The 23,060-nt window shown below is 58.1% G+C and carries 19 protein-coding genes and 6 tRNA genes; 13 read left to right on the forward strand and 12 right to left on the reverse strand.

The features are described from left to right. Positions 1-189 precede the first annotated feature (189 nt). Together LRL22_RS04880 and dcuC are read right to left on the reverse strand one after the other, a co-directional pair. Complete coding sequence (locus LRL22_RS04880; protein WP_270904852.1) at positions 190-1,836, reverse strand: bifunctional metallophosphatase/5'-nucleotidase; 1,647 nt, start codon at positions 1,834-1,836, stop codon at positions 190-192. A gap of 91 nt (positions 1,837-1,927) precedes the next feature. After that, complete coding sequence (gene dcuC / locus LRL22_RS04885) at positions 1,928-3,280, reverse strand: anaerobic C4-dicarboxylate transporter DcuC (RefSeq protein ID WP_005336914.1); 1,353 nt, start codon at positions 3,278-3,280, stop codon at positions 1,928-1,930. Between the two features lie 195 nt (positions 3,281-3,475). Between dcuC and LRL22_RS04890 the strand changes: the two genes are divergently transcribed. Continuing rightward, positions 3,476-3,940 carry a hypothetical protein gene (locus tag LRL22_RS04890; protein ID WP_270904853.1) on the forward strand — a complete coding sequence of 155 codons (465 nt, stop codon included), beginning with the start codon at positions 3,476-3,478 and terminating at the stop codon, positions 3,938-3,940. A 183-nt stretch (positions 3,941-4,123) separates the two neighbouring features. After that, a complete protein-coding gene (locus tag LRL22_RS04895) occupies positions 4,124-4,720 on the forward strand; it encodes a DUF922 domain-containing protein (RefSeq protein WP_120414359.1) in 597 nt (198 codons plus the stop codon). A 95-nt stretch (positions 4,721-4,815) separates the two neighbouring features. On the opposite strand, the gene mnmC is transcribed toward LRL22_RS04895, so the two are convergent. After that, positions 4,816-6,834 carry a bifunctional tRNA (5-methylaminomethyl-2-thiouridine)(34)-methyltransferase MnmD/FAD-dependent 5-carboxymethylaminomethyl-2-thiouridine(34) oxidoreductase MnmC gene (mnmC, locus tag LRL22_RS04900; protein ID WP_270904854.1) on the reverse strand — a complete coding sequence of 673 codons (2,019 nt, stop codon included), beginning with the start codon at positions 6,832-6,834 and terminating at the stop codon, positions 4,816-4,818. Between the two features lie 90 nt (positions 6,835-6,924). Here mnmC and fabB point away from each other — a divergent pair, with 90 nt between their 5' ends. Further along, positions 6,925-8,136 carry a beta-ketoacyl-ACP synthase I gene (gene fabB, locus LRL22_RS04905; protein WP_100645761.1) on the forward strand — a complete coding sequence of 404 codons (1,212 nt, stop codon included), beginning with the start codon at positions 6,925-6,927 and terminating at the stop codon, positions 8,134-8,136. A gap of 250 nt (positions 8,137-8,386) precedes the next feature. On the opposite strand, the gene LRL22_RS04910 is transcribed toward fabB, so the two are convergent. After that, positions 8,387-10,072: an aspartate:alanine antiporter gene (locus LRL22_RS04910; RefSeq protein WP_005336899.1), complete on the reverse strand. Its 1,686-nt coding sequence runs from the start codon at positions 10,070-10,072 to the stop codon at positions 8,387-8,389. Between the two features lie 137 nt (positions 10,073-10,209). Between LRL22_RS04910 and LRL22_RS04915 the strand changes: the two genes are divergently transcribed. Continuing rightward, on the forward strand, positions 10,210-10,374 hold the full coding sequence (locus LRL22_RS04915) for a hypothetical protein (RefSeq protein WP_162628421.1): 165 nt from the start codon (positions 10,210-10,212) through the stop codon (positions 10,372-10,374). 471 nt (positions 10,375-10,845) lie between these two features. Here LRL22_RS04915 and LRL22_RS04920 read toward each other — a convergent pair. Continuing rightward, positions 10,846-10,921: transfer RNA gene (locus LRL22_RS04920), tRNA-Asn, on the reverse strand. A 133-nt stretch (positions 10,922-11,054) separates the two neighbouring features. Here LRL22_RS04920 and uvrB point away from each other — a divergent pair. From uvrB to LRL22_RS04935, 3 genes are all read left to right on the forward strand, one after another. Next, the gene (gene uvrB / locus LRL22_RS04925) at positions 11,055-13,067 is read left to right on the forward strand and encodes an excinuclease ABC subunit UvrB (RefSeq protein ID WP_019445830.1); all 2,013 of its coding nucleotides are present in this window, start codon (positions 11,055-11,057) and stop codon (positions 13,065-13,067) included. Continuing rightward, positions 13,064-13,321 carry a YkvA family protein gene (locus tag LRL22_RS04930; protein ID WP_108613663.1) on the forward strand — a complete coding sequence of 86 codons (258 nt, stop codon included), beginning with the start codon at positions 13,064-13,066 and terminating at the stop codon, positions 13,319-13,321. The genes uvrB and LRL22_RS04930 overlap by 4 nt, the downstream gene beginning before the upstream one ends. Positions 13,322-13,499: 178 nt before the next feature. Beyond that, entirely contained in the window at positions 13,500-14,147 is a 648-nt protein-coding gene (locus LRL22_RS04935) for a DedA family protein (protein WP_270904855.1), read from the forward strand. Between the two features lie 77 nt (positions 14,148-14,224). Here the strand turns inward: LRL22_RS04935 and dsbB are convergent, their stop codons facing one another. Then, the gene (dsbB, locus tag LRL22_RS04940) at positions 14,225-14,746 is read right to left on the reverse strand and encodes a disulfide bond formation protein DsbB (protein ID WP_005336895.1); all 522 of its coding nucleotides are present in this window, start codon (positions 14,744-14,746) and stop codon (positions 14,225-14,227) included. 98 nt (positions 14,747-14,844) lie between these two features. After that, on the reverse strand, positions 14,845-16,425 hold the full coding sequence (gene nhaB, locus LRL22_RS04945) for a sodium/proton antiporter NhaB (RefSeq protein WP_163128499.1): 1,581 nt from the start codon (positions 16,423-16,425) through the stop codon (positions 14,845-14,847). Positions 16,426-16,758: 333 nt separating this feature from the next. Here nhaB and fadR point away from each other — a divergent pair, with 333 nt between their 5' ends. The 6 genes from fadR (at position 16,759) to LRL22_RS04975 (ending at position 22,368) form a co-directional block, all read left to right on the forward strand. Further along, positions 16,759-17,472 (forward strand): fatty acid metabolism transcriptional regulator FadR, encoded by a 714-nt coding sequence (gene fadR, locus LRL22_RS04950; RefSeq protein WP_026034983.1) that lies wholly within the window; start codon positions 16,759-16,761, stop codon positions 17,470-17,472. 264 nt (positions 17,473-17,736) lie between these two features. Next, positions 17,737-17,877, forward strand: coding sequence for a TIGR02808 family protein (locus tag LRL22_RS04955; RefSeq protein ID WP_005345965.1), 141 nt, complete (start codon positions 17,737-17,739; stop codon positions 17,875-17,877). A gap of 188 nt (positions 17,878-18,065) precedes the next feature. Next, positions 18,066-18,623 (forward strand): YaeQ family protein, encoded by a 558-nt coding sequence (locus tag LRL22_RS04960; RefSeq protein WP_005336887.1) that lies wholly within the window; start codon positions 18,066-18,068, stop codon positions 18,621-18,623. A 12-nt stretch (positions 18,624-18,635) separates the two neighbouring features. After that, complete coding sequence (locus tag LRL22_RS04965; protein WP_270904856.1) at positions 18,636-19,520, forward strand: AEC family transporter; 885 nt, start codon at positions 18,636-18,638, stop codon at positions 19,518-19,520. Between the two features lie 264 nt (positions 19,521-19,784). Then, entirely contained in the window at positions 19,785-20,249 is a 465-nt protein-coding gene (locus LRL22_RS04970) for a hypothetical protein (RefSeq protein WP_058056875.1), read from the forward strand. Positions 20,250-20,532: 283 nt separating this feature from the next. Beyond that, positions 20,533-22,368, forward strand: a complete 1,836-nt coding sequence (locus LRL22_RS04975) for a sigma 54-interacting transcriptional regulator (RefSeq protein ID WP_204379845.1) — start codon at positions 20,533-20,535, stop codon at positions 22,366-22,368. A 170-nt stretch (positions 22,369-22,538) separates the two neighbouring features. On the opposite strand, the gene LRL22_RS04980 is transcribed toward LRL22_RS04975, so the two are convergent. The 5 genes from LRL22_RS04980 to LRL22_RS05000 all read right to left on the reverse strand — a co-directional run bounded on the left by LRL22_RS04980 (position 22,539) and on the right by LRL22_RS05000 (position 23,024). Further along, a tRNA-Val gene (locus tag LRL22_RS04980) sits at positions 22,539-22,615 on the reverse strand. 36 nt (positions 22,616-22,651) lie between these two features. Further along, positions 22,652-22,728: transfer RNA gene (locus tag LRL22_RS04985), tRNA-Val, on the reverse strand. Between the two features lie 34 nt (positions 22,729-22,762). Continuing rightward, positions 22,763-22,839 (reverse strand) — tRNA-Val (locus LRL22_RS04990). Positions 22,840-22,857: 18 nt separating this feature from the next. Beyond that, positions 22,858-22,934: transfer RNA gene (locus LRL22_RS04995), tRNA-Val, on the reverse strand. A gap of 13 nt (positions 22,935-22,947) precedes the next feature. After that, positions 22,948-23,024: transfer RNA gene (locus tag LRL22_RS05000), tRNA-Val, on the reverse strand. Positions 23,025-23,060: the final 36 nt, after the last annotated feature.

Here is a 23,060-nt window from a genome sequence, read left to right on the forward strand (position 1 = left end):
GAAGTCGCCTGTTCCTGCAGCTGGTCTTGAAAGCGGGCCTATCTTGCCGAGCTAGTGAGTGCGATGCAATGGGGCGGGCCCGTGTGGGGCAAATATTCTCGAAAAAGCCCGGTTCTTGCAGGGAACCGGGCGCTGGCTGCGGCAATATTGGCCGTCAGGGGGATGTGGCAAAGCCATTCCCCCTCTGCATCAATGGATGTACTCAAGCAGGGGCGGCTGCGCTTCCAGTGTCGGCAGGTGACGGGCCCAGCGGATAAAGGCGTCGGCCAGGGTGATGCCGAGCTCCTGATTGTGCTGGGTCAGGGTCCGCGCCAGTGCGGTGTAGCCCTCCTTGCCGGAGGCGGTATAGGCGCTCGACACTCCGCGATAGACCTGTTCGGCATTGACCGCTTGCCACTGGCCGGGGGCGGCTTCCCACTCCAGTCGGGTGATGCGCTGACCCTTGGGCCGATCGGCCTGATAGGTGAATCGCACCCCTGCGGTGTAGGGGAAGCTGCCGTTGCCATTGCCGACCACGCCGTTGTTGGTGGCGTTGTCGATGGCATTTTCCAGCGCTTCCGCCAACTCGTGACCGTGCACCCGATAGAGGGTGAGGGGAATGGCAAACGGCAGCAGGCGACCGGCGATATCTGCTTCGCTCAGGGGGCCCGGCTCCAGCGAGCAGCGCACGCCGCCAGCATTGTGCAGGGCAAAGTCCACCTCGCCTACCTGTTCACGAGCGGCGGTCAGCATGGCGCGGGCCACCAGCGGGGCGAGCTGGCTACCGTGGGGCAGGGTGGCATCCGGCAGCCGCTGATGGGGCAACGGCGCCGCAAGCCGGGTGACGATGCGCTGGCTCATGGTTTCAATCTCCGGCCGATAGCGTTTGGCCAGATGTTGTTCAAGCTGTGGGTCCGGATCGCAGAAGGTGAGCCCGACAGGTGGCGTGGAGGCAAATGGCCAGGGCTGCCAGGGGAGCCACTCCAGCTGTCCCTGACTCTGCACGACGCGGCCCGACTCATCGAAGGTGAGCTCGCAGACACCGAGGCAGAGGGCGCTGTGGCCAGCGTGCAGGATAGCCACCCCGTTGTTCATCAGCGGATAGCTGCCTTCGCTTGGCAGACCCAGCGGCGCGAGATCGCCGAGCAGGCTGTGGGTGTGGCCACCGATGATGAGGCTGAGTTCGGGGAAGCGCTCGGCCAGCAGCTTGTCCTGATCCAGCCCGAGGTGGCTCAGCAGCACGATATGCTGGATCCCTTCGCGCTTGATCTCCCGCAGCACCCGGGTGAGGGTGTCGGCGACCGCGTGGAAACGGGTGTGGGGATCCGGGTTGGCGATGGCAGCCATCTGGGCGAGGGTGATGCCGAGCAGCGCAAAGGGAACCCCGTCGATCACCCGACGATGCCAGGGCTGATGGGCGTCGTAGAGGTGGGGAATATCCCACAGCCCAAGCGGCGTGTCGGCTGGCTCCTGACTGTTGTCCAAATTGGCGGCCAGCACCGGAAAATCGAGCTGGCGCAAGAACTCCACCAGCGGGCCGTTGCCCAGATCGAACTCGTGGTTGCCGAGCACCATGGCATCGGGGGCCAGCATGGCGAGCAGGTCGGCGTTGGCGCGCCCTTTGAAGCGGTTGAAATAGAGAGAGCCCTGAAAGGAGTCGCCACCGTGCAGAAATAGAAAACGCTGGCTGGCTGCTGCGGCTTTTGCACGCAGTTGGGTCAGTCGGGTCAGGAGCCGGGCATAACCGCCGCACTGGGTGCGCCACTGGCCTTCACCGACAGGGGAGAAGCTCATGGGCGCGCCATCGAAGTGGGAGTGGCAATCACTGAAATGGGCAAGTTGAACCGTAATACTCATCTCGGTCCTCCTTAGGGGGAAAATGAGCACCGAGTCTACTGCAAAGGGGGGGGAGGATACCAGCCCGGCAGGGTGCCGGGCTGGTCAATGATCAGGCGGGTACCATGATCTGGGTGGCGACAATCACCACCAGCAGGCCGACGGCGACCGGCATACTGGTGCGCTTGACCACCTCGAACGGCGAGAGTTTGCCCATCCCGGCACAGGCGACCACCACCCCGGATACCGGAGAAATGGTGCGACCCAGGTTGGAGGCTTGCAGCATGGGGATCACCAGATAGGCCGGGTTGATGCCAAGGCTGCTTGCCAGGTTGGGGATCAGCTCCACGAAGGCGTAGAAGGGGGCATTACCCGAGCCGGTGGTGAAGGCGGCCAGGGTGGTGATCACCACCAGTGACAGCATCATGATCAGGCCGCCCGAACCGAGATCCTGCGCGTGAGCCAGCAGGGTGTCGATAAAGCCGATGGTCATCAGGCCCTGGGCAAAGACACCGGCACCGACCAGCAGCATGACCACACCGGCAAAGGCGTCAGCCATGTTGCGCCAGCAGACCTGCAGACCGTCCAGCAGCTCCTTGCCATTGCGGATCCGCACCAGCTCCAGCAGGCTGGCCAGCACCATGCACATGACGATGATGGTGACGATGTCCAGCTGTGGGCCCCATTTGCCGTCAAACACCAGCACCCCGATGATGGGGGTAAAGGGGAGGATGGCGTAGAAAGCGGGGGCGGTAGTCACCAGGTCACCCGGGGCGACCGGTTCGTTGTGCTCACCGGATTTCTGGTCAAGATAACGCTGCCAGAAGAAGTGGGTCACCGCCATGCAGGCGATCGCCACCAGCGAGATGGGCAGGGTCAGCTTGAAGGCAAAATCCAGCAGCGGCATGTTGGCGGCCTGGGCGGCCATCACCACGTCCCCTGAGGTCGGTGCCAGAATGATGGCGGCTGGCGAGGCGCACACGGCCGCCGCCGCGCCACGGGAGATCCCCATGTTGACCATTAGCGGGAACAGGGTTGCCATCAACAGCACGCCGAGGCCGGTGGCGGAGCTCACCGCCAGCGACATGGCGCAGGCCACCAGATAGGCAGCCACCAGCAGGATATAGGGGGACTTGATGATGCCGAGCGGTTTGCTGGCCAGCTTGACCAGAATGGTGTTGGCACCGATATGGCTCATGTAGCCGGCGAAGCCGCACAGCACCATGATCAGCATCCCCAGTCCACCGCCACGGTCATTGAGCAGGAAGCGGACGTATTCGAAGATATCGGTTGCGATATAACCGGTGCTGACCACCTTGCTCGGTAGTACCGGCTTGCCCATCATGGCGGTGATGACCAGCAGCAGCAAGCCGCCGCTCAGCAGCACCCCGGTCGCGGAGTATCCTTTGAAAATGGCACGGCCCACCACCAGGGTGACCAGGGTGCCAACGATGAGTTCCAGCATATGTTGCCTTCTGATTGGATGAGAGTGGAGGGAGTCTATTCCGATAGGGGTAGAGTGGCGACTGGAAACAGGATGTTGTGTGAGCTAAATCAACGTTTAACCCCATGAACAGAATTAAAGAAAGGTAAAGGTACTTTACCCAGCGGGTTTGGCTACCTACCCTTGCCAGCCTTGGTTGTCTTTTGAGGCTTTTATATGGCAATTGGTGATTTTTCAGGCATTAAACGCTCTCTTTTCCTGCTTTCGATGCTATTTTCACCTACTTGCGTGTTTGCGGTAACCAATGACGGTTTTCATCAAACCGGTCCTCATCAGGCGGTCGCCATGCGGCGTCTCATGGCTCCTCACTCTTACGGCGTACTGGTGGTGGCCGAGGGGAACAGACCCCGTTTTGCCGCGCTGGCATCCAAAACCACCGAAGCAAACTGCCTGGCCCGTCATGCCATCCGGGTAGATGGGGTCGCGCTGCTGGTCACTCCGAGATTCTATGCCAGAGAGGGAAAACGGGGACTTTGCGAGCTGTGGCTCAATGAGGGGGCAGATCAGGACTTTTTTGCCAACCGCCTTAAAAATGATCATTTTATTCAGATAGATGGTCATGACATCAATGTGAAAAACTATCACCTCGACTGGCAGCACATCAGCCGTCATGCTCAATAAAAATACAGTTTTGGCCTTGTGCCATACTCTGCTCACGCAACCTGTGAGCGTGCTCTGATTTCTGGGCGCATCATTGTATTGCGCCGCCTCGTCGTCACACATAGGCTATAGCCGTCATCTGTGTGGCGGTGGGGTTCACCAAGGTTGGTACTCCGCCCGTGCAATCAAGGAAGGTAGTCTGGCATGGTCAGCAAGGTTTATGGAGTAGTGGGGGTCGGATTGTTGCTGTTGCCCCTGATGAGTCAGGCTCAGCCGAGCCGGCCGCAAGTGGTGCCAGAGTCCCGCATCAATGTCCGTTTTTATGAGGTCAATGCAACCGGTCCGGAGCAGCTTGCCCGGGCGATTGCCCAGAGTGCTCCCAAGGTGAATGGCAAGCCCGTACTCGGCAAGGCGAGTTATCAGGTGGACTGGCAGCTGGATACCGAGCAGTTGCCGGGTCGCTGTCAGCTCAACCGGGTGACGGTGACCACCAACGCCACCGTGTTGCTGCCCCGCTGGCGTCAGAGTGCTAACAGTAACGATCCTGCCCGCCAGCGCTGGGGGCGGCTGCTCTCCAGCATGTTTGACTACGAATCCCGTTTCAAGGAGATGGTGCTGCAAGGGGCCAATCAGGTGGGGGGCGCTATTGCTGGGCTACCCGGACATGCAGATTGTCAGGCACTGCGCTATGCCGCGTGGGCAGCAGGTAGTGGCGAGCTGAGCAAGGTCAAGGGACGGCTCGACGGATTCCAGCGTCAGACAGGTTACGGCGAACAGCTTGGGGTGCACTGGCCCAAGTGAGCGCTATCTCAAGACGCAATATCCAGCATCGCACGATTTGATAAATAGAATGGCCGCCTGATGGGCGGTCATTCTATTTGTTTGCAGAGTCCGGTTCAGACTAGCGCTTTGCCCTTGAGCAGCTTGCGTACCCAGTAACGGGCAGGGTGGAGCGCTTCCAGCAGATCGGCGGCCAGCGGCAGGGGATCGCCGCAGATCTCGCTGGCGAGCAGCTCGCCACAGAGCGGCGCCGAGCAGAGACCCCGAGAGCCGAGCGCACCCAGCACATAGAGACCGAGGTGAAGGGGGATCTGCTGGGCGTTGTGCTGATCATGCTGCAACTGCGCATAGTGATCCGCCAGACCTTGCAATCTGGGCACTGGCCCCACCACCGGTAGGTGATCCCGACTGGCACAACGTACCCCCACGCGCGCCTCGTTGCCGCTCACATCCACTTCGGCGGGCCAGGTTTGCTCCAGCAGGCAGGCTTGCAACCGCACCTGATTCTGGATTTGCTCCTCGGCTCGAAACTCAAGGCTGCTCTGGTTGCGGCCATAACTGGCGCCGATGCAGTGTTGATCGTTGTGCATAGGTGTGAGGTAGCCATCGTAGCAGAGCACCGTGTTGAGCTGACTCAAGCTGGCTGAGGTTGGCACATGACTCACCTGACCGCGCACCGGATAGAGCGGCAGCTCGGCAAAGGGGAGCAGTGCTGGCAATTGGTGTCCGGCGGCGACCACCAGATTGGGGGCCTGCCAGTGGCGGCCATCCTGGCTCTCTACTTGCCAGCCATCGGCCTGCTTGGCAATGGCGACTACCTCGGTGCTGAACACCACCTCAAGCAGGCCGCTGGCTTGTGCTTCTTTGATAGCGGCGCGGGTGAGATCGGCCGGACAGAGCCAGCCCCCCAGTGGGTAACTGACGCCGCTGTGGCCGCAGGGCAGGCCAACCACCTGCTCTACCTCTGATGTAGAGAGGGGATGTATCAGCTCGGGTGGGAAGGGGCCCTGGCTCATTTTCGCCAGCTTGGCTGCCGTTTTGTCGTCATAGCCGAGCTGGGCCACTCCGCATAATTCGAAAGCGATAGGATGGCGTTCGGCCAACGCCAGCAGCCGTTGGCGGGCATAGCCAAAGGCGAGGGAATAGAAGCGTGACAGGGCATCGTGCTCGCCGTTAAGCAGTGGATAGAGGGCTCCTTGGCGGTTGCCCGAGGCGCCGGTGGCCGGTTCGCCATCTGCACACAGCAACGTCACCTTGCGACCCCGCTCCACCAGAGAGAGCGCCGTCATGGCCGAGGCGATGCCGCCGCCGATGATCACTACCTCGCCAGCGCGTCCGGCAGGACGGGCATACCAGGGGGCGATGGTCTGCTGCGGCTGCTTGTCGGTGCGATCCCCCACCAGCATCTCCCGCTTGCTACCGTGGCCCTTCACCTTCTTCATGGCAAAACCGGCGGCAATCAGGCCGCGACGGACAAAACCGGCACAGGTAAAGGTGGCGATGGAGCAATTGGGACGGGCGAGGCGAGCGAGACCCTCAAACAGCTCCTGTGTCCACATCTCCGGGTTCTTGGCCGGGGAGAAACCATCCAGATACCAGGCATCCACCAGACCTTCTGCCCGGTGAGGCACCTGCGGCAGCATATCCTTGATGTCGCCAAACCAGAGATCGAGGCGAATGCGGCCACCCGCAAAATGCAGGCGGTGGCAACCGGAGACCGGCAGCGGCCATTGGGCGACAAGATCCTGACTCAAGTGGCCAAGTTCAGGCCAGGCGGCCAGCGCCTTGCGCAGATCGTCTTGGGTCAGGGGGAATTTCTCGAAACTGATGAAGTGCAGACGGGAGCCGTTGCCGGATTGAGGCGCCTGTTCCAGGAAGGCTTGCATTGTCGCCAGAAAGTTAAGGCCTGTGCCGAAACCTGTTTCACCTATCACGAAACTGTCACTATCGTGGTGCGAAAATCGCGCAGGTAGCCGATTTTGCTGCAAAAAGACGTAGCGGGTTTCACTTAGACCGTTATCATTGGAAAAGTACACATCCCCGAAGTCACTGGAGACAGGAGTTCCCGCTTCATTCCAGTCCAATCGGGCATGATGTAAGGATGTTTGACTCACGTTTTCCTCGGCTCGCGTCACAAAATCGCGGGCATTCTACGTGAAAGCAGACCAGTTTGGCAGCCGAAAGCGGGTAGACTTGGCGCCAGTTTTTCCAGACGAGATGAATTAATGAGAAGAGCAGTGATCACCGGTATCGGCGTCATCTCCAGTATCGGCAACAACAAGGAAGAAGTGCTGGCCTCCCTGAAAGCAGGTAAATCCGGCATCACCTATTCCGAGCAGTTCGAGCAGCACAACCTGCGCAGCCGTGTCTGGGGTAACATCAAACTCGATCCGTCTGAACTGATCGACCGTAAAGTCATGCGTTTCATGGGCGACGCTGCGGCCTACGCCTACCTCTCCATGCAGCAGGCCATTGAAGATGCCGGTCTGGCGGAAGATCAGGTCTCCAACGAGCGTACCGGCCTGGTGGTCGGTTCAGGTGGTGCCTCCGGCAAGAACACCTCGGAATCTGTGGACATCGCCCGTGAGAAAGGGGTCAAGCGTGTGGGCCCTTACATGGTGCCGCGCACCATGTCTTCCACCACCTCTGCTTGCCTCGCGACCCCGTTCCAGATCAAGGGTGTCAACTACTCCATCAGCTCCGCCTGTGCCACCTCTGCCCACTGCATCGGTCACGCGCTTGAACTGATCCAGCTTGGCAAACAGGATGTGGTCTTCGCCGGTGGCGGTGAAGAGCTGGACTGGTCCTCTACCATCCAGTTTGACGCCATGGGCGCGCTCTCCACCAAGTACAACGACACGCCGGAAAAAGCGTCCCGTACCTATGATGCGAACCGCGACGGTTTCGTTATCTCCGGTGGTGGCGGCATTCTGGTGATCGAAGAGCTGGAACATGCGCTGGCCCGTGGTGCTCACATCTATGCCGAGCTGACCGGTTACGGTGCTACCTCCGATGGCTATGACATGGTCGCGCCGAGCGGTGAAGGTGCGGTGCGTTGCATGAAGATGGCGATGCAGGGTGTAGGCAAGGTTGACTACATCAACACCCACGGCACCTCCACTCCGGTCGGTGATACCAAAGAGCTGGAAGCTATCCAGACGCTGTTTGGCGCCAACGGTCCCAAGATCTCTGCCACCAAGGCGATGACCGGTCATGCGCTGGGCGCTGCGGGCGTGCACGAGGCTGTCTACTCCCTGCTGATGATGGAACACGGCTTTATCGCCCCCAGCATCAACATCGAGACTCTGGACGAGAAGGCTGAAGGTCTACCCATCGTGCGTGAGTACGAAGCGGCCGAACTCAACACCGTCATGTCCAACAGCTTCGGCTTTGGCGGTACCAACGCCTCTCTGGTGTTCAGCAAGTTCAAAGGCTGATTATCCGGTTGATATAAAAAAGCGCCTCAGGGCGCTTTTTTTGTCTTCGGGATCTACCATCACTCATTGCAGAGCAGAGCATCGGCCATTGTGGAATAGGAAGAGTGGGTTGGTGGCAGATTTCAGCTCAGATGGTGGGGGGAGGTGACGCCACACCAATGAACCTGATCTACATCTCTCTAGCGGGGCAGATAGCAAGAAGGGAGCCTGAGGCTCCCTTCTTTGTTAGCGGTAATGTGATGGCTGTTGGCTAGAACCAGAAGCCGATGATAAAGGAGCCCGCCAGGGTCAGCATCACGTTGGCCACCGCATAGGTACCGGCATAACCGAGCGCCGGAATGGAGCTGTTGGCTGCCTCGTTGACCACATCCATCGCCGGGGCACAAGTACGGGCACCTGTGATGGCACCGAGCAGCAGCGCCGGGTTCATCTTGAGCACCCAGACCCCGAACAGGTAGCCGACCAGCACCGGCAAGGTGGTCACCAGCATGCCGGAGAAGAGCACTACCGTACCCACCTCGCTGAGGTGGTCGAGGATGCCGCCACCGGCTTTCAGGCCCGTGCTCACCATAAAGACCGCCAGACCGAGATCCTTGGCCAATCTGAGCGCGCCGGGCGGCACATAGCCGACCGTCGGGTGGTTGGCCCGCAGGTAACCCATCAGAATGCCCGCCAGCAGCAGGCCGACGGCGTTGCCGAGACCGAATTCGATCTGACCGAACACCAGCGAAACGGAGCCGATCAGCAGACCGAGTACGAAGAAGGTGGTGAAAGCCACCAGATCTGTGGTCTGGCTGTGGATGCTGATAAAGCCGATCTTGTTGGCCAGCAGTTTGACCCGCTGCTTCTCGCCGCTGATCTGCAGTACGTCGCCTTTTTGCAGCATGATGTTGCGATCGAACGGCATCTCGATCTGGGAGCGCACTACCCGGTTGAGGAAGCACCCTTTCTCGGTGAGGTTGAGCTCCACCAGATGGCGGCCTACCACGGAGTCATTCTTTACCACTATCTCTTCGGTGACGATCTGCAGGTCAAGCAGGTTGCGGTCGAACACCTCTTTACCGTTGCGATAGTTGACGTCTAGCTTCTCGTGGCTCTCGGGATAGCCCACCAGAGCGATCTCATCCCCTTCCTGAATGACGGCATCGCCATCGGGACTGGCCAGAATGCCGTTGCGGCGGATCCGCTCTACATAGCAGCCGGTATGGGGATAGATGCCGGTCTCCCGCAGGGTACGGCCACCGATCCAGGCTGCCAGCTCGGGGCCAACCCGATAGGCGCGGATGATGGGCAGATAGGTCTTGCGACTCTCGCTGTCGGAGAGACCCCGCTCACGGGCGATTTTTTGCGCTTCGGTATTGAGGTCGAGGCGTGCCAGCGATGGGAGGTAGCGCACCACCAGCATCAGGCCCACCAGACCCACCAGATAAGTCAGGGCGTAGCCGATGCCCATGTTGTCTAGCACCGCCTGCATATCGGTCTGATGGGGCAGGTTGAGCAGACCGCTGCGCAAGGCATCCTGGGCACCCACCAGCGCCGGAGTCGAGGTGAGGGAACCTGCCAGGATCCCCGCCGCCATGCCCGGCCCCAGATTGAAGAACTTGGCCAGCCCCACCGTCAGCAGCAGGGCGGTCAGCAAGATCACCAGGGTCAGGGTGATGTAGTGGATGCCGTCGCGCAGGAAGACGCTGAAGAAATGAGGGCCCGCTTCGATCCCCACACAGAAGATGAACAGCATAAAGCCGACGTTTTCAGTGGTGGCTGCAAATTCGAAGCCCATCTGGCCGAACAGCAGGGCGGTAAACAGCACACCTATGGTGTTGCCAATCTGAAAGTTGCCAATTCGCACCTTGCCAAGCAGCAGGCCGAAGGCCAATACCACGAACAGCAGCAGGGAGTCGCTTTGATGTAGCAGTGTCACGAAATCTATGGTCATGCCCGGAAAAACCGAGGAAAAAAGTGGGGTCGATATTGTGCCGGATCTATCCCCAATAAAGAAGCGCAATGGAGCGATTAATCGGACGTTATCGGACGCTATTTGTGGAGCCTGCGGCGTGATAGGGAGACAAGCGGATGAAATCTGGCAATTTTTGCTGTAACCGCCGTTGTCAATTAGTGAAATCTGCTGCCCGCGACCGAAGTGCTCTGGCGCAGGCCGATATTTTAGATTCTGCTGTCCAGCCGCTTGGCGGGGATCAGTTTCAGCAGATTCAACCGATGGCCGCCATGGTTGGCTGAGGGGCAAGTCAGCTTGATATTTGCCCGTTCGCCCACGGGAAAAGGGTTGGCAAAAAGATGCCTCTGAAAAGTGCCAATAGAGCCTGTCACACCGCTGTTCCGGAGGGAGCAAAAAAACAGCATAAAATCAGGTTGGCCAGCTAAATGACTCTTCGCCGGGGGCCATCAAGGGCAATCCCGCGTCCTGACAGGGCTTGCTGCACTTACCCACAGAATCTGTGGATAACCCTGTTTATGAAACTTGTTCATCGCCCTGAAAGCCGCGCCAGTACTGGGATGTAAGGGCTGTTCAAAAAATACCGGAAGAAAAATGTTTGTATAAAAATCAAATAGTTAGGTGCGACAGGAGAAAACTCTGTCGAGCCGGGACGGGTAACAAAAGGGAGCGTCAGCAGCAAGAAGGATCTTGTGCATTAAAATTGGCAAGAGAGGGCACTAAAGTGGATAACTTGCACCGAGATGGTGAGGAATTGGCTCCCCCGACTGGACTTGAACCAGTGACATACGGATTAACAGTCCGCCGTTCTACCGACTGAACTACGGGGGAACATCAGGCAAGGAGGAGCATCATACAGAAGGTGTCCGAGGTGGTCAAGCCATTCGCGGGATGATGGCACGGGTGTACCGCTGCCAAACCCTCGGTTACACTGCTCCTCTGCTGTTTTGTGTCGGGAGTGTTCATGAGCAAATTGTTCAAGTTAGCCAGCCAGTTTCAACCCGCCGGGGATCAGCCCACGGCGATTGCCCAACTGCTGGATGGCATCGAGTCAGGGCTGGCCCATCAGACCCTGCTCGGGGTGACCGGTTCGGGCAAGACCTTCACCATGGCCAACGTCATCGCAACCCTGAACCGCCCGACCATGATCCTGGCTCCCAACAAGACCCTGGCCGCCCAGCTCTATGGTGAGATGAAGGAGTTCTTCCCCGACAACGCGGTGGAGTATTTCGTCTCCTACTACGACTACTACCAGCCCGAAGCCTATGTGCCGACCACCGACACCTTTATAGAGAAGGATGCCTCGATCAACGATCACATCGAGCAGATGCGATTGTCGGCCACCAAGGCGCTGCTGGAGCGGCGCGACGTGGTGATCGTTGCTTCGGTGTCGGCCATCTATGGTCTGGGGGATCCCCAGGCTTATCTGAGCATGATGTTGCATCTCAAAGTGGGGGATGTGATTAACCAGCGGGATATCCTGCGCCGTCTCGCCGAGCTGCAGTACACCCGCAACGACATGGCGTTCCAGCGCGGCACCTTCCGGGTGCGCGGTGAAGTCATCGATATTTACCCTGCCGAATCTGACAAGCTGGCGCTGCGGGTAGAGCTGTTTGATGAAGAGGTGGAGCGCCTCTCCCAGTTCGATCCCCTGACCGGCGCTATCGAGCAGACGGTAGTGCGCTATACCATCTACCCCAAGACCCACTACGCCACCCCGCGCGAGACCATTCTGGGGGCTATAGAGCATATCAAGGAGGAGCTGCGCAGTCGCCGCGAGCAACTGTTGTCTCTCAACAAGTTGGTGGAGGAGCAGCGCATCAGCCAGCGCACCCAGTTCGACATGGAGATGATGCAGGAGCTGGGTTACTGCTCCGGCATCGAGAACTACAGCCGCTACCTCTCCGGCCGTGCGCCGGGGGAGCCGCCGCCCACCCTGTTTGACTACCTGCCGGGGGATGGTTTGCTCATCATCGATGAATCCCACGTCACGGTGCCGCAGATTGGCGCCATGTTCAAAGGGGACCGCTCCCGCAAGGAGACCCTGGTGGAGTACGGCTTCCGGCTCCCCTCGGCGCTGGACAACCGGCCACTCAAGTTCGACGAATTTGAAGCGCTGATGCCGCAGACGGTGTTTGTCTCGGCGACTCCCGGCCCCTACGAGCTGGAGAAGTCCGGCGGCGATGTGGTGCAGCAGGTGGTGCGCCCAACCGGCCTGCTCGATCCGGAGATCGAGGTGCGTCCTGTGACCACTCAGGTGGACGATCTCCTTTCCGAGATCCGCAAGCGGGTCGCCGTCGAGGAGCGGGTGCTGGTTACTACCCTGACCAAGCGGATGGCGGAAGACTTGACCGAGTATCTGGCGGAGCACGACGTCAAGGTGCGCTATCTCCACTCCGATATCGACACGGTCGAGCGGGTGGAGATCATTCGCGATCTGCGCCTCGGCAAGTTCGATGTGCTGGTGGGCATCAACCTGCTGCGGGAAGGTCTCGACATGCCGGAAGTGTCGCTGGTGGCGATTCTGGATGCGGATAAAGAGGGCTTCCTGCGTTCGACCCGCTCGCTGATCCAGACCATAGGCCGGGCGGCGCGTAACCTCAACGGCAAGGTCATTCTCTACGGCGATACCATCACCAACTCGATGAAGGTAGCCATTGAGGAGACCGAGCGGCGCCGCGCCTTGCAGCATGCCCATAACCTCAAGCATGGCATCACCCCCAAGGGGCTCAACAAATCCATTGGCGATGTGATGGACATGGGGGGCAGCCGCACGGCAGGCAAACCAGGCAAGGGGATGCGCAAGGCAGCCGAGCCGCAAGGGGAATACCATGTCCGCTCAGCCAGCGAGATTGCCAAAGAGATCAAGCGGATGGAGGAACAGATGTTCCAACATGCCCGGGATCTGGAGTTCGAGCAGGCGGCGGCACTGCGGGATCAGATCCAGCGGCTGCGCAGCGAGTTGATCGAATCATGAGCCGCAAACGCTGGCTTGTTTGGCAACGACTTCGTCGTCTCTATCAGGGCTTTCGCCATCCCGGTACCCCCTGGTGGGCGAGAGCCCTGGTTATCCTTATCCTGCTCTATGGCATCAGTCCGGTGGATCTTATCCCCGACGTGGTGCCCATGCTGGGCTGGTTCGATGATGTGACCCTGCTGCTGGTGTTGCTATGGGGCTGGGAGCGTTGTCTGCCCCCCGCAGTGCGCAGCGATCTGGAACAGGCCTCCTAGTTCACCTTTTCAACACCACACTCGACATCACTTTTTGTGCCCCCACCTTCGAAGGAAGCGGAAAAACGGTTTCATTTGAAGGTGGGCGCTGCAGGATGAAAAAGAGGCTGGCCGGTGATTGTCGCCCGAATGGCATTGGCGTAGACTCCACGCCGTTCACTTTATGGGTATGGAAAAAATGGATCTGATCCTCTTTGCAATCGACTTTATCCTGCACGTTGACGTGCATTTGAAAGAGCTGTTCGAGAACTATGGCGTCTGGGTTTACGCCATCCTGTTTCTCATCATCTTCTGTGAAACCGGGTTGGTAGTGGCGCCGTTCCTGCCGGGTGACTCCCTGCTGTTTGCCGCCGGTGCGCTTACCGTGGGCAGCGTGCTGGACGTCCATACCCTGGCGGCCGTGCTGATCATCGCTGCCGTGCTGGGCAACGTGGTCAACTACACCATTGGTCACTTCTTCGGCGAGCAGCTGTTCCGCAACCCGGACTCCAAAATCTTCCGCCGGGATTATCTGGAGAAGACCCACGCCTTCTATGCCAAGCATGGTGGCAAGACCATCATCATCACCCGCTTCCTGCCCATCGTGCGTACGTTTGCGCCGTTCGTGGCAGGGATGGGGGCCATGACCTATCCGCGCTTCCTGGCGTTCAACCTGGTTGGCGGTCTGCTGTGGGTACTCTCTTTCGTCTATGCCGGCCACTTCTTTGGCAATCTGCCGGTGGTGCGTCACAACTTTACCCTGCTGATCTTCGGCATCATTGGTATCTCCCTGTTGCCCATGGTAATTGGCGCGGTCAAGGCCAAGATGAGCACTGCCAGGGCATAATCAGAAATACGGTCAACCAGAACGAGAAGGGGGAGCCATAATGGCTCCCCCTTTTTATCTCCACGCGGGCATGACACTCAGTTGCAGCAGCGCCCTTTCACCAGATTGCCGATGGCCACTACGGTGAAGACCAACAGGTAAGCGGCGAAGATGACGACCAGCCACTGGGGCATGGAGTAACCGAAGAACTGCCAGGTGATCTGGGCACAATCCCCTTCCGGCATAAAGAGCCAAGGGAGCCACTGATCGAGCGGAGCCCAGCTCGGGAAGTCGGCAAACGGGCTGCAGACGTTGAACGGGGAGGGGTTAACCTGATAGTCCACATGCTTGAGGGCCAGCTGGAAGCCACGGAAGGCACTGTAGCCCCACAGCAACATGGCACTCCAGCGAACATACCACTTATCCGGCGCCACCATGCCGAGCAGACCAGCGGCCAGCACACCCAGGGTCGCCAACCGTTCGTAAACACACATCACGCACGGGGAGAGGCCCAGCACATGCTGGAAGAAGAGGGCGCACAACTCGAGGAACAGGGCTGATGCTGCCAACAGACCCCAGGCCAGCCGATGGGCGGCGATACGGCGGAGAAACTCGATCATCTAATTGATCTCTCAGAAAAAACAGTGGCTGAATTAGAGCAGAGCGGAACCGAAAAGAAAAGGGCCCAGAAAGGGCCCTCGGAAACCATCTCAATGGATTAATGCAGCGCTGGCTGTACCGCTGGCAGCGCACTCTCCATCACCAGCCATCCGTGCTGATAGAACCACTCGGTGGCAGGGCCAAGCAGTAATTCGACAGAGAAAAAGCCGACCAGCCCCAGCACCAGGGTGTAGGGCAGCGCCATCCAGACCATGCGGCCATAGGAGAGGCGCAGCAGCGGAGCCAATGCCGAGGTGAGCATAAACAGGAAGGCGGCCTGACCATTGGGGGTGGCGACCGACGGCAGGTTGGTACCTGTGTTGATGGCTACCGCCAGCAGATCGAACTGGGCGCGGTCGATGGCACCGTTGAGCAGAGCAGTCTTCACCTCATTGATGTAGACGGTGCCGACAAAGACGTTGTCACTGACCATGGAGAGTAGACCGTTGGCTACATAGAAAAGCGCCAATTGTTGCTCTTGTTCCGCCGAAAGAACCCACTGGATCACCGGCTTGAACAACTGCTGATCGATGATGACGGCGACCACGCTGAAAAACACAGCCAGCAGGGCGGTAAAGGGCAGCGCCTCTTCAAAGGCCTTGCCCAGAGCATGCTCTTCGGTAATACCGGTGAACGAGGTTGCCAGCACGATGACCGAGAGGCCAATCAATCCTACCGCTGCAAGATGCAGAGCCAGGCCGACGATCAACCAGATGGCGATCAGAGCCTGTACCATTAGCTTGGCCTTGTCCTGCTGGGTGCGTTTGGCATTCTCATGCAGGTTGTACTCCTCCATGATGGCGCGCACCGACTCCGGCAATTTGGCTCCATAACCGAACCATCCCATCTTCTCGACCAGCACACAGGTAAGCAAACCGCAAATAAAGACGGGGAGCGAGACGGGGGACATACGAATGGCAAACTCGCCAAAGTGCCAGCCAGCCTGCTCGCCGATGATGAGGTTTTGCGGCTCGCCCACCAGGGTGCAGACACCACCCAGCGCGGTACCGATGGCGGCATGCATCATCAGGCTGCGCAGGAAGGCGCGGAACTGCTCGAGAGCCTGATAGTGGTCTTCCTTTACTTCCTGATCATGGGTGTGGTCATGTGCATGTCCAAATCCCTTGCCGGAAGAGACCTTGTGATAGATGGCATAGAAACCGGTGGCAACGCTGATCACCACGGCAATGACCGTCAGTGCATCGAGAAAAGCTGACAGGAAGGCGGAGACCAGACAGAAGGAGAGGGAGAGCAGGATCTTGGAGCGTACGCCGATCAGCAGCTTGGTGAAGACATAGAGCAGCAACTGTTTCATGAAATAGATACCTGCCACCATAAACACCAGCAGCAGCAGCACTTCGATATTGGCAACCAGCTCATGCTTGACCTGATCGGCGGAGGTCATGCCAATCAGCACGGCTTCGATCGCGAGCAGACCACCCGGTTGCAGGGGGTAGCACTTGAGGGCCATGGCCAGGGTGAAGATAAATTCAACGACCAGCAACCAGCCTGCAATGAAAGGATCAAGGTGGAAGGCGATCGGATTGATCACCAGAAATAGCAAGATGGCGTTTTTGTACCACTGTGGTGCATTGCCCAAGAAGTTCTTGGCGAATGCCTGCCCTAGGCTTATTGGCATGATAATGGGTCTCAACTTTGTTGTTAGGATCTGCTTCTATGCAGTCAAGGATGATTCGACCTGTGCCTCCGGATGTTGGCCTTTATCTGTCTGATTCCTCGTGATTTTAATCAAAAAGCGTGACGATTATAAATGATAGCCGATGGATCTTTGCCCATGTGTCTGTTTTATAACCACCTTGTCGGGGTTGGCTGGCTCCCTCGTGGCGATTAGATATATATTCCCAACACTATATTTGCCATATGTGAGCAGAGGACTGACCTTATGCTTGCCAGCCATCATCGCTTTGATATCATTCGTCAGCCTTTTTACGCATTACAACAGAGTCAATTCATGGTTATAAAAGCGCAGAGCCCAGCTGGGTTTGCCGAGGAATACATCATCGAGTCCATCTGGAACAATCGCTTTCCTCCCGGATCTATTCTGCCCGCCGAGCGTGAATTATCCGAGTTGATCGGGGTGACGCGGACGACCTTGCGCGAAGTGCTGCAGCGACTGGCCCGTGATGGCTGGTTGACCATACAGCATGGCAAGCCGACCAAGGTGAACAATTTCTGGGAAACCTCCGGCCTCAATATTCTGGAGACGTTGGCCCGTCTGGATCAGGACAAGGTACCTGATCTGATAGCTCAGCTGCTCTCCGCCCGTACCCATATCTGCACCATCTTTATCCGCGGGGCGATCCGTCACAATCCGGAACAGGCCGCCGAGATCCTGCGTGGCGCCGATGGGGTCGAGAACAACGCACAGGCTTATGCCGAGTTCGATTATCGCCTGCACCACCAGCTGGCGTTTGCTTCCGGCAATCCGATCTACGCTTTGATCCTGAACGGTTTCAAAGGGTTGTACAGCCGGGTCGGCAGCTACTACTTCTCCGACAAGCAGGCTCGCGAGACCGCAGATGCCTACTACAAGACCCTGCTCAATCTGGCGGAGACCAAGAACCACGAAGCTGTGTTCATGACAGTGCGTCAGTACGGTATCGAGTCCGGCAAGCTGTGGACACGCCTGCGTCAGGACATGCCAAGCGATCTGTGCGACAACTGATCCCTTGCCTGTGCTGTCCAGGAAACGCGCCATCCGGCGCGTTTTTTATTCTGCCGTGTTTGTGTCTATCCTTGACTGGCGGTGGTAATTGCTTGAACTACATGGATATTTGGCCAAAAAACTTGATCCAGCGCAAATGAACCCTGCATTTATCACTTTGGTGGCATAGGACCCAACCGCTGATTCAGGTCAAATGGAGGCATCAAGAGCGGAGCCAATATCCGCCAGAAGGAACACACCTTTCACCGGATGAAGGACACAACAATGAGTCTTCTTGAACACACCATCTGGACAGTACTGGGATACGGGGCCATGCCCTTTATCTTTCTGAGCGGATTCGTGGCGGTGGCAGTGACCTGTTGCATGCTGCTGAATGCGTTCGGGGTACAGTCCGCCGAGAAGTGAGTCGCTTCTCCATGCCGCCAAATGCCAGTCTTCGGACTGGCATTTGTTTTTTGTGTCTTTTAAAGCACTTATCCCGGCAGGGAAGGGGAAATCTTTGGTCAGGATGGTCGAACCTGCCGCCGATTTTGATTACACTGGCGCCCGTATTTCCCACTCACCCTTCTCTTATCAGGTGTTCAAGGTTTTCTATGGCTCTCAAGGCAACCGTATTCAAGGCCCAGATCAGTTTGTCTGATATGGATCGCAATCTGTATCAGGACTTCTCCCTCACGCTGGCGCGCCACCCCTCCGAAACCGATGAGCGGATGATGATCCGGCTGGCGGCTTTTGCCTGGCATGCCGCTGAACGACTGGAGTTCACCAAGGGATTGAGCGCCGATGACGAGCCCGAGCTCTGGTGCAAGAACTACTCGGACGAAATAGAGCTCTGGATCGAGCTGGGCCAACCCGATGAAAAACGGCTGAAAAAGGCCTGTAACCGTGCCCGTCAGGTGGTGCTCTACCTCTACGGCGGTCGTGGCACCAGCGTCTGGTGGAAGCAGAACCAGGGCAAGCTGAGCCAGCATGACAACCTCAGCATCATCGAACTCTCCGACAGCCAGACTCTGCCGCTGACCGCAATGGTCGAGCGCACCATGCAGCTCACCTGCACTATCTCCGATGGTCAGCTCTGGGTCAGTAACGGCGCACTGGAAGTGACGCTGGATCCGGTGGTGCTGATGGGCAAACCGGCCCGCGAACTGTAACGGACGCCGCCCATGTTCAGCGCCTTGCTCAATATCGTCATCCCGGTGTTCGGTGTGGTCGGGCTCGGCGCCCTCTACGGGCGATTGCGACCGGGGGCTGCGCTCGGTTACGTCAATCGAGCCAATATCGAGCTGTTTACCCCTGCGCTGGTCTTCTCCGCGCTGGTCAAGTATCCGCTGGCACTGGCGGAGCATATGCCGCTGATTGCGGCGGGGGCGCTGGTTATTCTGTTACCCGGTCTGCTGCTCGCGCTGCTCAAACTCAAAGGGATTGAGCGGGCAGCCCTGATCTTGCCCGCCATGTTCCGAAATACCGGCAATCTTGGTATCCCCTTGATGGTGCTGGCATTTGGCGAGCAGCAACTGGGGGCCATCGTGATCCTCTTTGTGCTCTCCAATCTGCTGCATTTCTCGGTCGGCATGTTTATCCTCTCGGCCAATACCTCCCGCTGGCTGTGGCTGCGAAGCCCTGTGCTGTGGGCCGCGCTGGCCGGTTTGCTGGTGGCCAACCTGCACATTATGCTGCCGGAATATGTTGTGACCACGGCCTCGCTGCTCGGCCAGATCTCGGTGCCCCTGATGCTCTTTGCGCTGGGTATTCGCCTGATGGAGGGGGAGCTTGATCACCTTGGCCTCGCGCTCAAGTGCAACCTGCTCTATCTGCTGGCGGGGGGATTGTCGCTGCTGCTGGCGATCTGGCTGTTGCCCCTCAAGACGGAGTGGATCCCGCTGTTGATGTTGTCGGTTTCCTTGCCCCCTGCGGTCTTGAATTACATGCTCTGCGAGCAGTATCACTGTCAGCCGGACAAGGTGGCCAGTATCGTGCTCGGCGGCAATGCCCTCTCTGTGCTGGTGATCCCGCTAGCGGTTTGGTTGGCACTTCATCTGCCTGGCTAAGTCAGATTGCATCGCTGCGGCGGTGCGACTCACTGGTCAATTGCTTGATCGAACCGAGTCACAGTCGTTTGCATCTCATCCTTGCAGGGGAAAGTTAGCCTATCAGGATCAGCAAGCTCTTCCATGCCATCTCTGTCCATCATTGCCTCCGTAATATATCTGTCGTCCCCGTATCCGACCCTGAGCCCCGGGCCTAACGGCGACAGCTATAGTTGAAAAAGAGCTGACTGACACTGTTTAACCAATGCCAGTGAGGGAAACCGGATGGGCACAAGTGAGCAATCTGATCCTGTGGGGCAGGCAAAATCGCGCTATGACCCGGCATTGCCTACCGGTTATGACTGGCGCAGACACCGCCGTTTTATACTTAGTGGCGGTGGTTACAAGGCGGAATGTCGCCGTCGCAACTGGTTTCTGGAGTTGCTCAATCCGGTGCCCTATGTGGTGGTGCGAGACATAGCCATCGGCGGCATCGGCATTCTTGGGGCCATACGGTTGAAAGAGGGGGATGAGCTGGTGATTACCATTCCCTCTGGCGAGAAGCTGCGCGGTCTGGTCGTGAGATCCCAGCCAGACCCACTCTTTCCCAAACTCTATCGCACCGGTATTCGTCTGCATCGTTATCCGACGGCCGAGCTGTTTGCCCGCTGGCAAAGTTACATTCAGCCGCAAGATAAAGCGGATTTCGACCATGAGTGCCAAGTCTTGAAACAGGTACGTGGTGCGTGAACCAGATGCCATTTCAGAGGTTGTTTTCCCCACATTCAGCATGATCTGTCGATGGACTTTGCGGATTAGCAGGCTTGGCTGGCCCAAGTGATTTATCTTGCTGCATGTGTTTTCATCTTTATGTTTTTATTGAATTTTATCTGTGCCTCTGAAGTCGCGGAGGATACGGATCATTTTCCCTTTTCGTGATCCCCCCCGAAGTAGTTCCCCCTGATATCCCTTAGTATCTGGCCAGCATGACTCCCTTTAGGGGGAGGATAACAAGAACAAAAAGGAACGATGGATGAGATCCGTGAGCAACCAGTGTCTGTTGATGCAGATCCAGCCGACCATCTTGCGCTTTGCCAAGATGCTGGCGAGTGTGCTGCAGCTTGAGGTCGAAATTGTGGATGCCGATATGGTTCGGGTGGCTGGCACCGGGCCCTATGGCAAGTTCTTCGGACGTCAGCTGGAGGGGGATTCCCGCCTGCTGCGCTATGTGATTGATAACCAGCGGGAGAAGATCGTTACCCACACCAGCGATGATCCCGTGTGTGACGGCTGTACCTGCAAGGAGAGCTGCCGTGAGCGCGCTTTCCTCGGGGTGCCCATCATGGTGGACGAGCGCTGCATCGGCGTGATCAGTCTGGTGGCCTTCAGCGACGAGCAGCAGGCGCGCCTCAACAACAATCTGCAGGATGTGTGTGACTATGTGCGTCACATCTCCACCATCTTTGTGGCCAAGTTGCTCGATTCGCGCGGGCTGTCGGACGGGGTCAACAAGGTGTTCCTCAATCTGATGACCAACATGGATCAGGGCTGCCTGCTGCTCGATGACAAGAGTCAACTGCTCTACGCCAACGAGGCGGCACTCCATCATCTGGGTTGCCAGCAGGAACAGCTGCAGGGGCGCGAAGTAGGGATCCGCCCGCTTACCTTCTCCCAACAGGGGCTGAGTGGTCATCTTCAGCACATCATCACCTTTGAAGGTCGTCAGGAGCTGATCATCGGCCAGCTACACCATGTGCAGGGGCAGCAGCTCTTTCTGATGGCCTTTCACCAGTCCCACTCCGGTCAGGTTCAGGAGCCTGATCCGGATGTGCGGATCGATCAGCTGATCGGCGAGAGCAAACCGATGCGCACCCTCAAGCGGCTGCTGCACCGCATCGCCCAGAGTCCCTCCAGCGTGCTGATCTGTGGCGAGAGTGGCACCGGTAAAGAGGTGGTGGCCCGCGCTGTCCATCGCCTGAGTCCCCGTCAGGACAAGCCTTTTATTGCCATCAACTGTGCCGCCATTCCCGAACAACTGCTGGAGAGCGAGCTGTTTGGTTATGTGAAGGGCTCCTTTACCGGTGCCTCCAGCGGTGGCAAACAGGGCCTGATCCAGGCGGCCCATCAGGGCACCCTGTTCCTTGACGAGATTGGCGACATGCCGCTCACCATGCAGGCCAAGCTGCTGCGGGTGCTGGAGCTGCGGGAGGTGACTCCCATCGGGGCCAGCCGACCGGTGCCGGTGGATATTCGCATCATCGCCGCCACTCACCAGCATCTCGATCAATACATCGCCGAAGGGAAGTTTCGTGAAGATCTCTACTATCGCATCAACGTCATCCCCCTCAACCTGCCGCCGCTGCGGGAGCGGGAAGGGGACGTGGAGCTGCTGACCCACTACTTCCTCAACCTGCACACCAGCCGCATTGGCATTGTCTATCCCGGTCTGGCACCCGAGGTGATGGCGCTGCTCAAGGGGTATCGCTGGCCGGGCAACGTGCGCGAGCTCAGCAACCTCATCGAATATCTGGTCAACGTCAGCCAGGCGGGCGAGGTGATTGACGCCAGCCTGCTGCCCCCCAACATCATCCGCAATCAGGAGCCCCATCGCGTGGTGGCCCAGTCGATCCCGGTGACCAATCTGGATGCGGCGTTCAATGTGCCTGCCACAGCTCCGCTCGCCGCCACGCCGGAGAAGCTGCCTGAACCCGTTCCGGGTGAGAGCGGCCTTGAGAGCATGGAGAAACAGATGATAGAAGAGACCCTGCAGCGGCTTGGCAACAAGAAACTGGCCGCACAGGCGCTGGGGATTGGGATTGCCACCCTCTATCGCAAGATAAAGAAGTACGAGATTGCCGTGCAGAGCTGAGGCGCTGGCGGCGTTTATCCGGCCCGTGTCATTCATCGGATGGCACGGGTTTTTTTATGGGAACAAGGCTCTGCGTTATTGCCGAATTGTGCTGAACGGATTGGCGGGGCAGGGGAGTGGCTAAATGGCAGAATGCAAAAAGCCCGCTCGATGAGCGGGCTTTTAAAATTTGGTGCGTCCTAGTGGATTCGAACCACCGACCCCCACCATGTCAAGGTGATGCTCTAACCAGCTGAGCTAAGGACGCAGGGTGCGCAATGCGACTTTCTGTTCTGCAGGGAAGTGGTGGGTTTAATTGGATTCGAACCAACGACCCCTACCATGTCAAGGTAGTGCTCTAACCAACTGAGCTATAAACCCACACCTGGAATATCTGCAAAGTTTTGAAACTGAATGGTGCGTCCTAGTGGATTCGAACCACCGACCCCCACCATGTCAAGGTGATGCTCTAACCAGCTGAGCTAAGGACGCATAATCAGTGTTCTGTAATGGTGCGTCCTAGTGGATTCGAACCACCGACCCCCACCATGTCAAGGTGGTGCTCTAACCAGCTGAGCTAAGGACGCATCACAGAAAAAGTGGTGGGTTTAATTGGATTCGAACCAACGACCCCTACCATGTCAAGGTAGTGCTCTAACCAACTGAGCTATAAACCCACTTTCTCTTACTTCACTACGCCAGCGCTGCTGACG

The organism is Aeromonas sp. PI_26 (assembly GCF_027854445.1).
In the GTDB taxonomy this organism is placed as follows: Bacteria; Pseudomonadota; Gammaproteobacteria; order Enterobacterales; family Aeromonadaceae; genus Aeromonas; species Aeromonas veronii.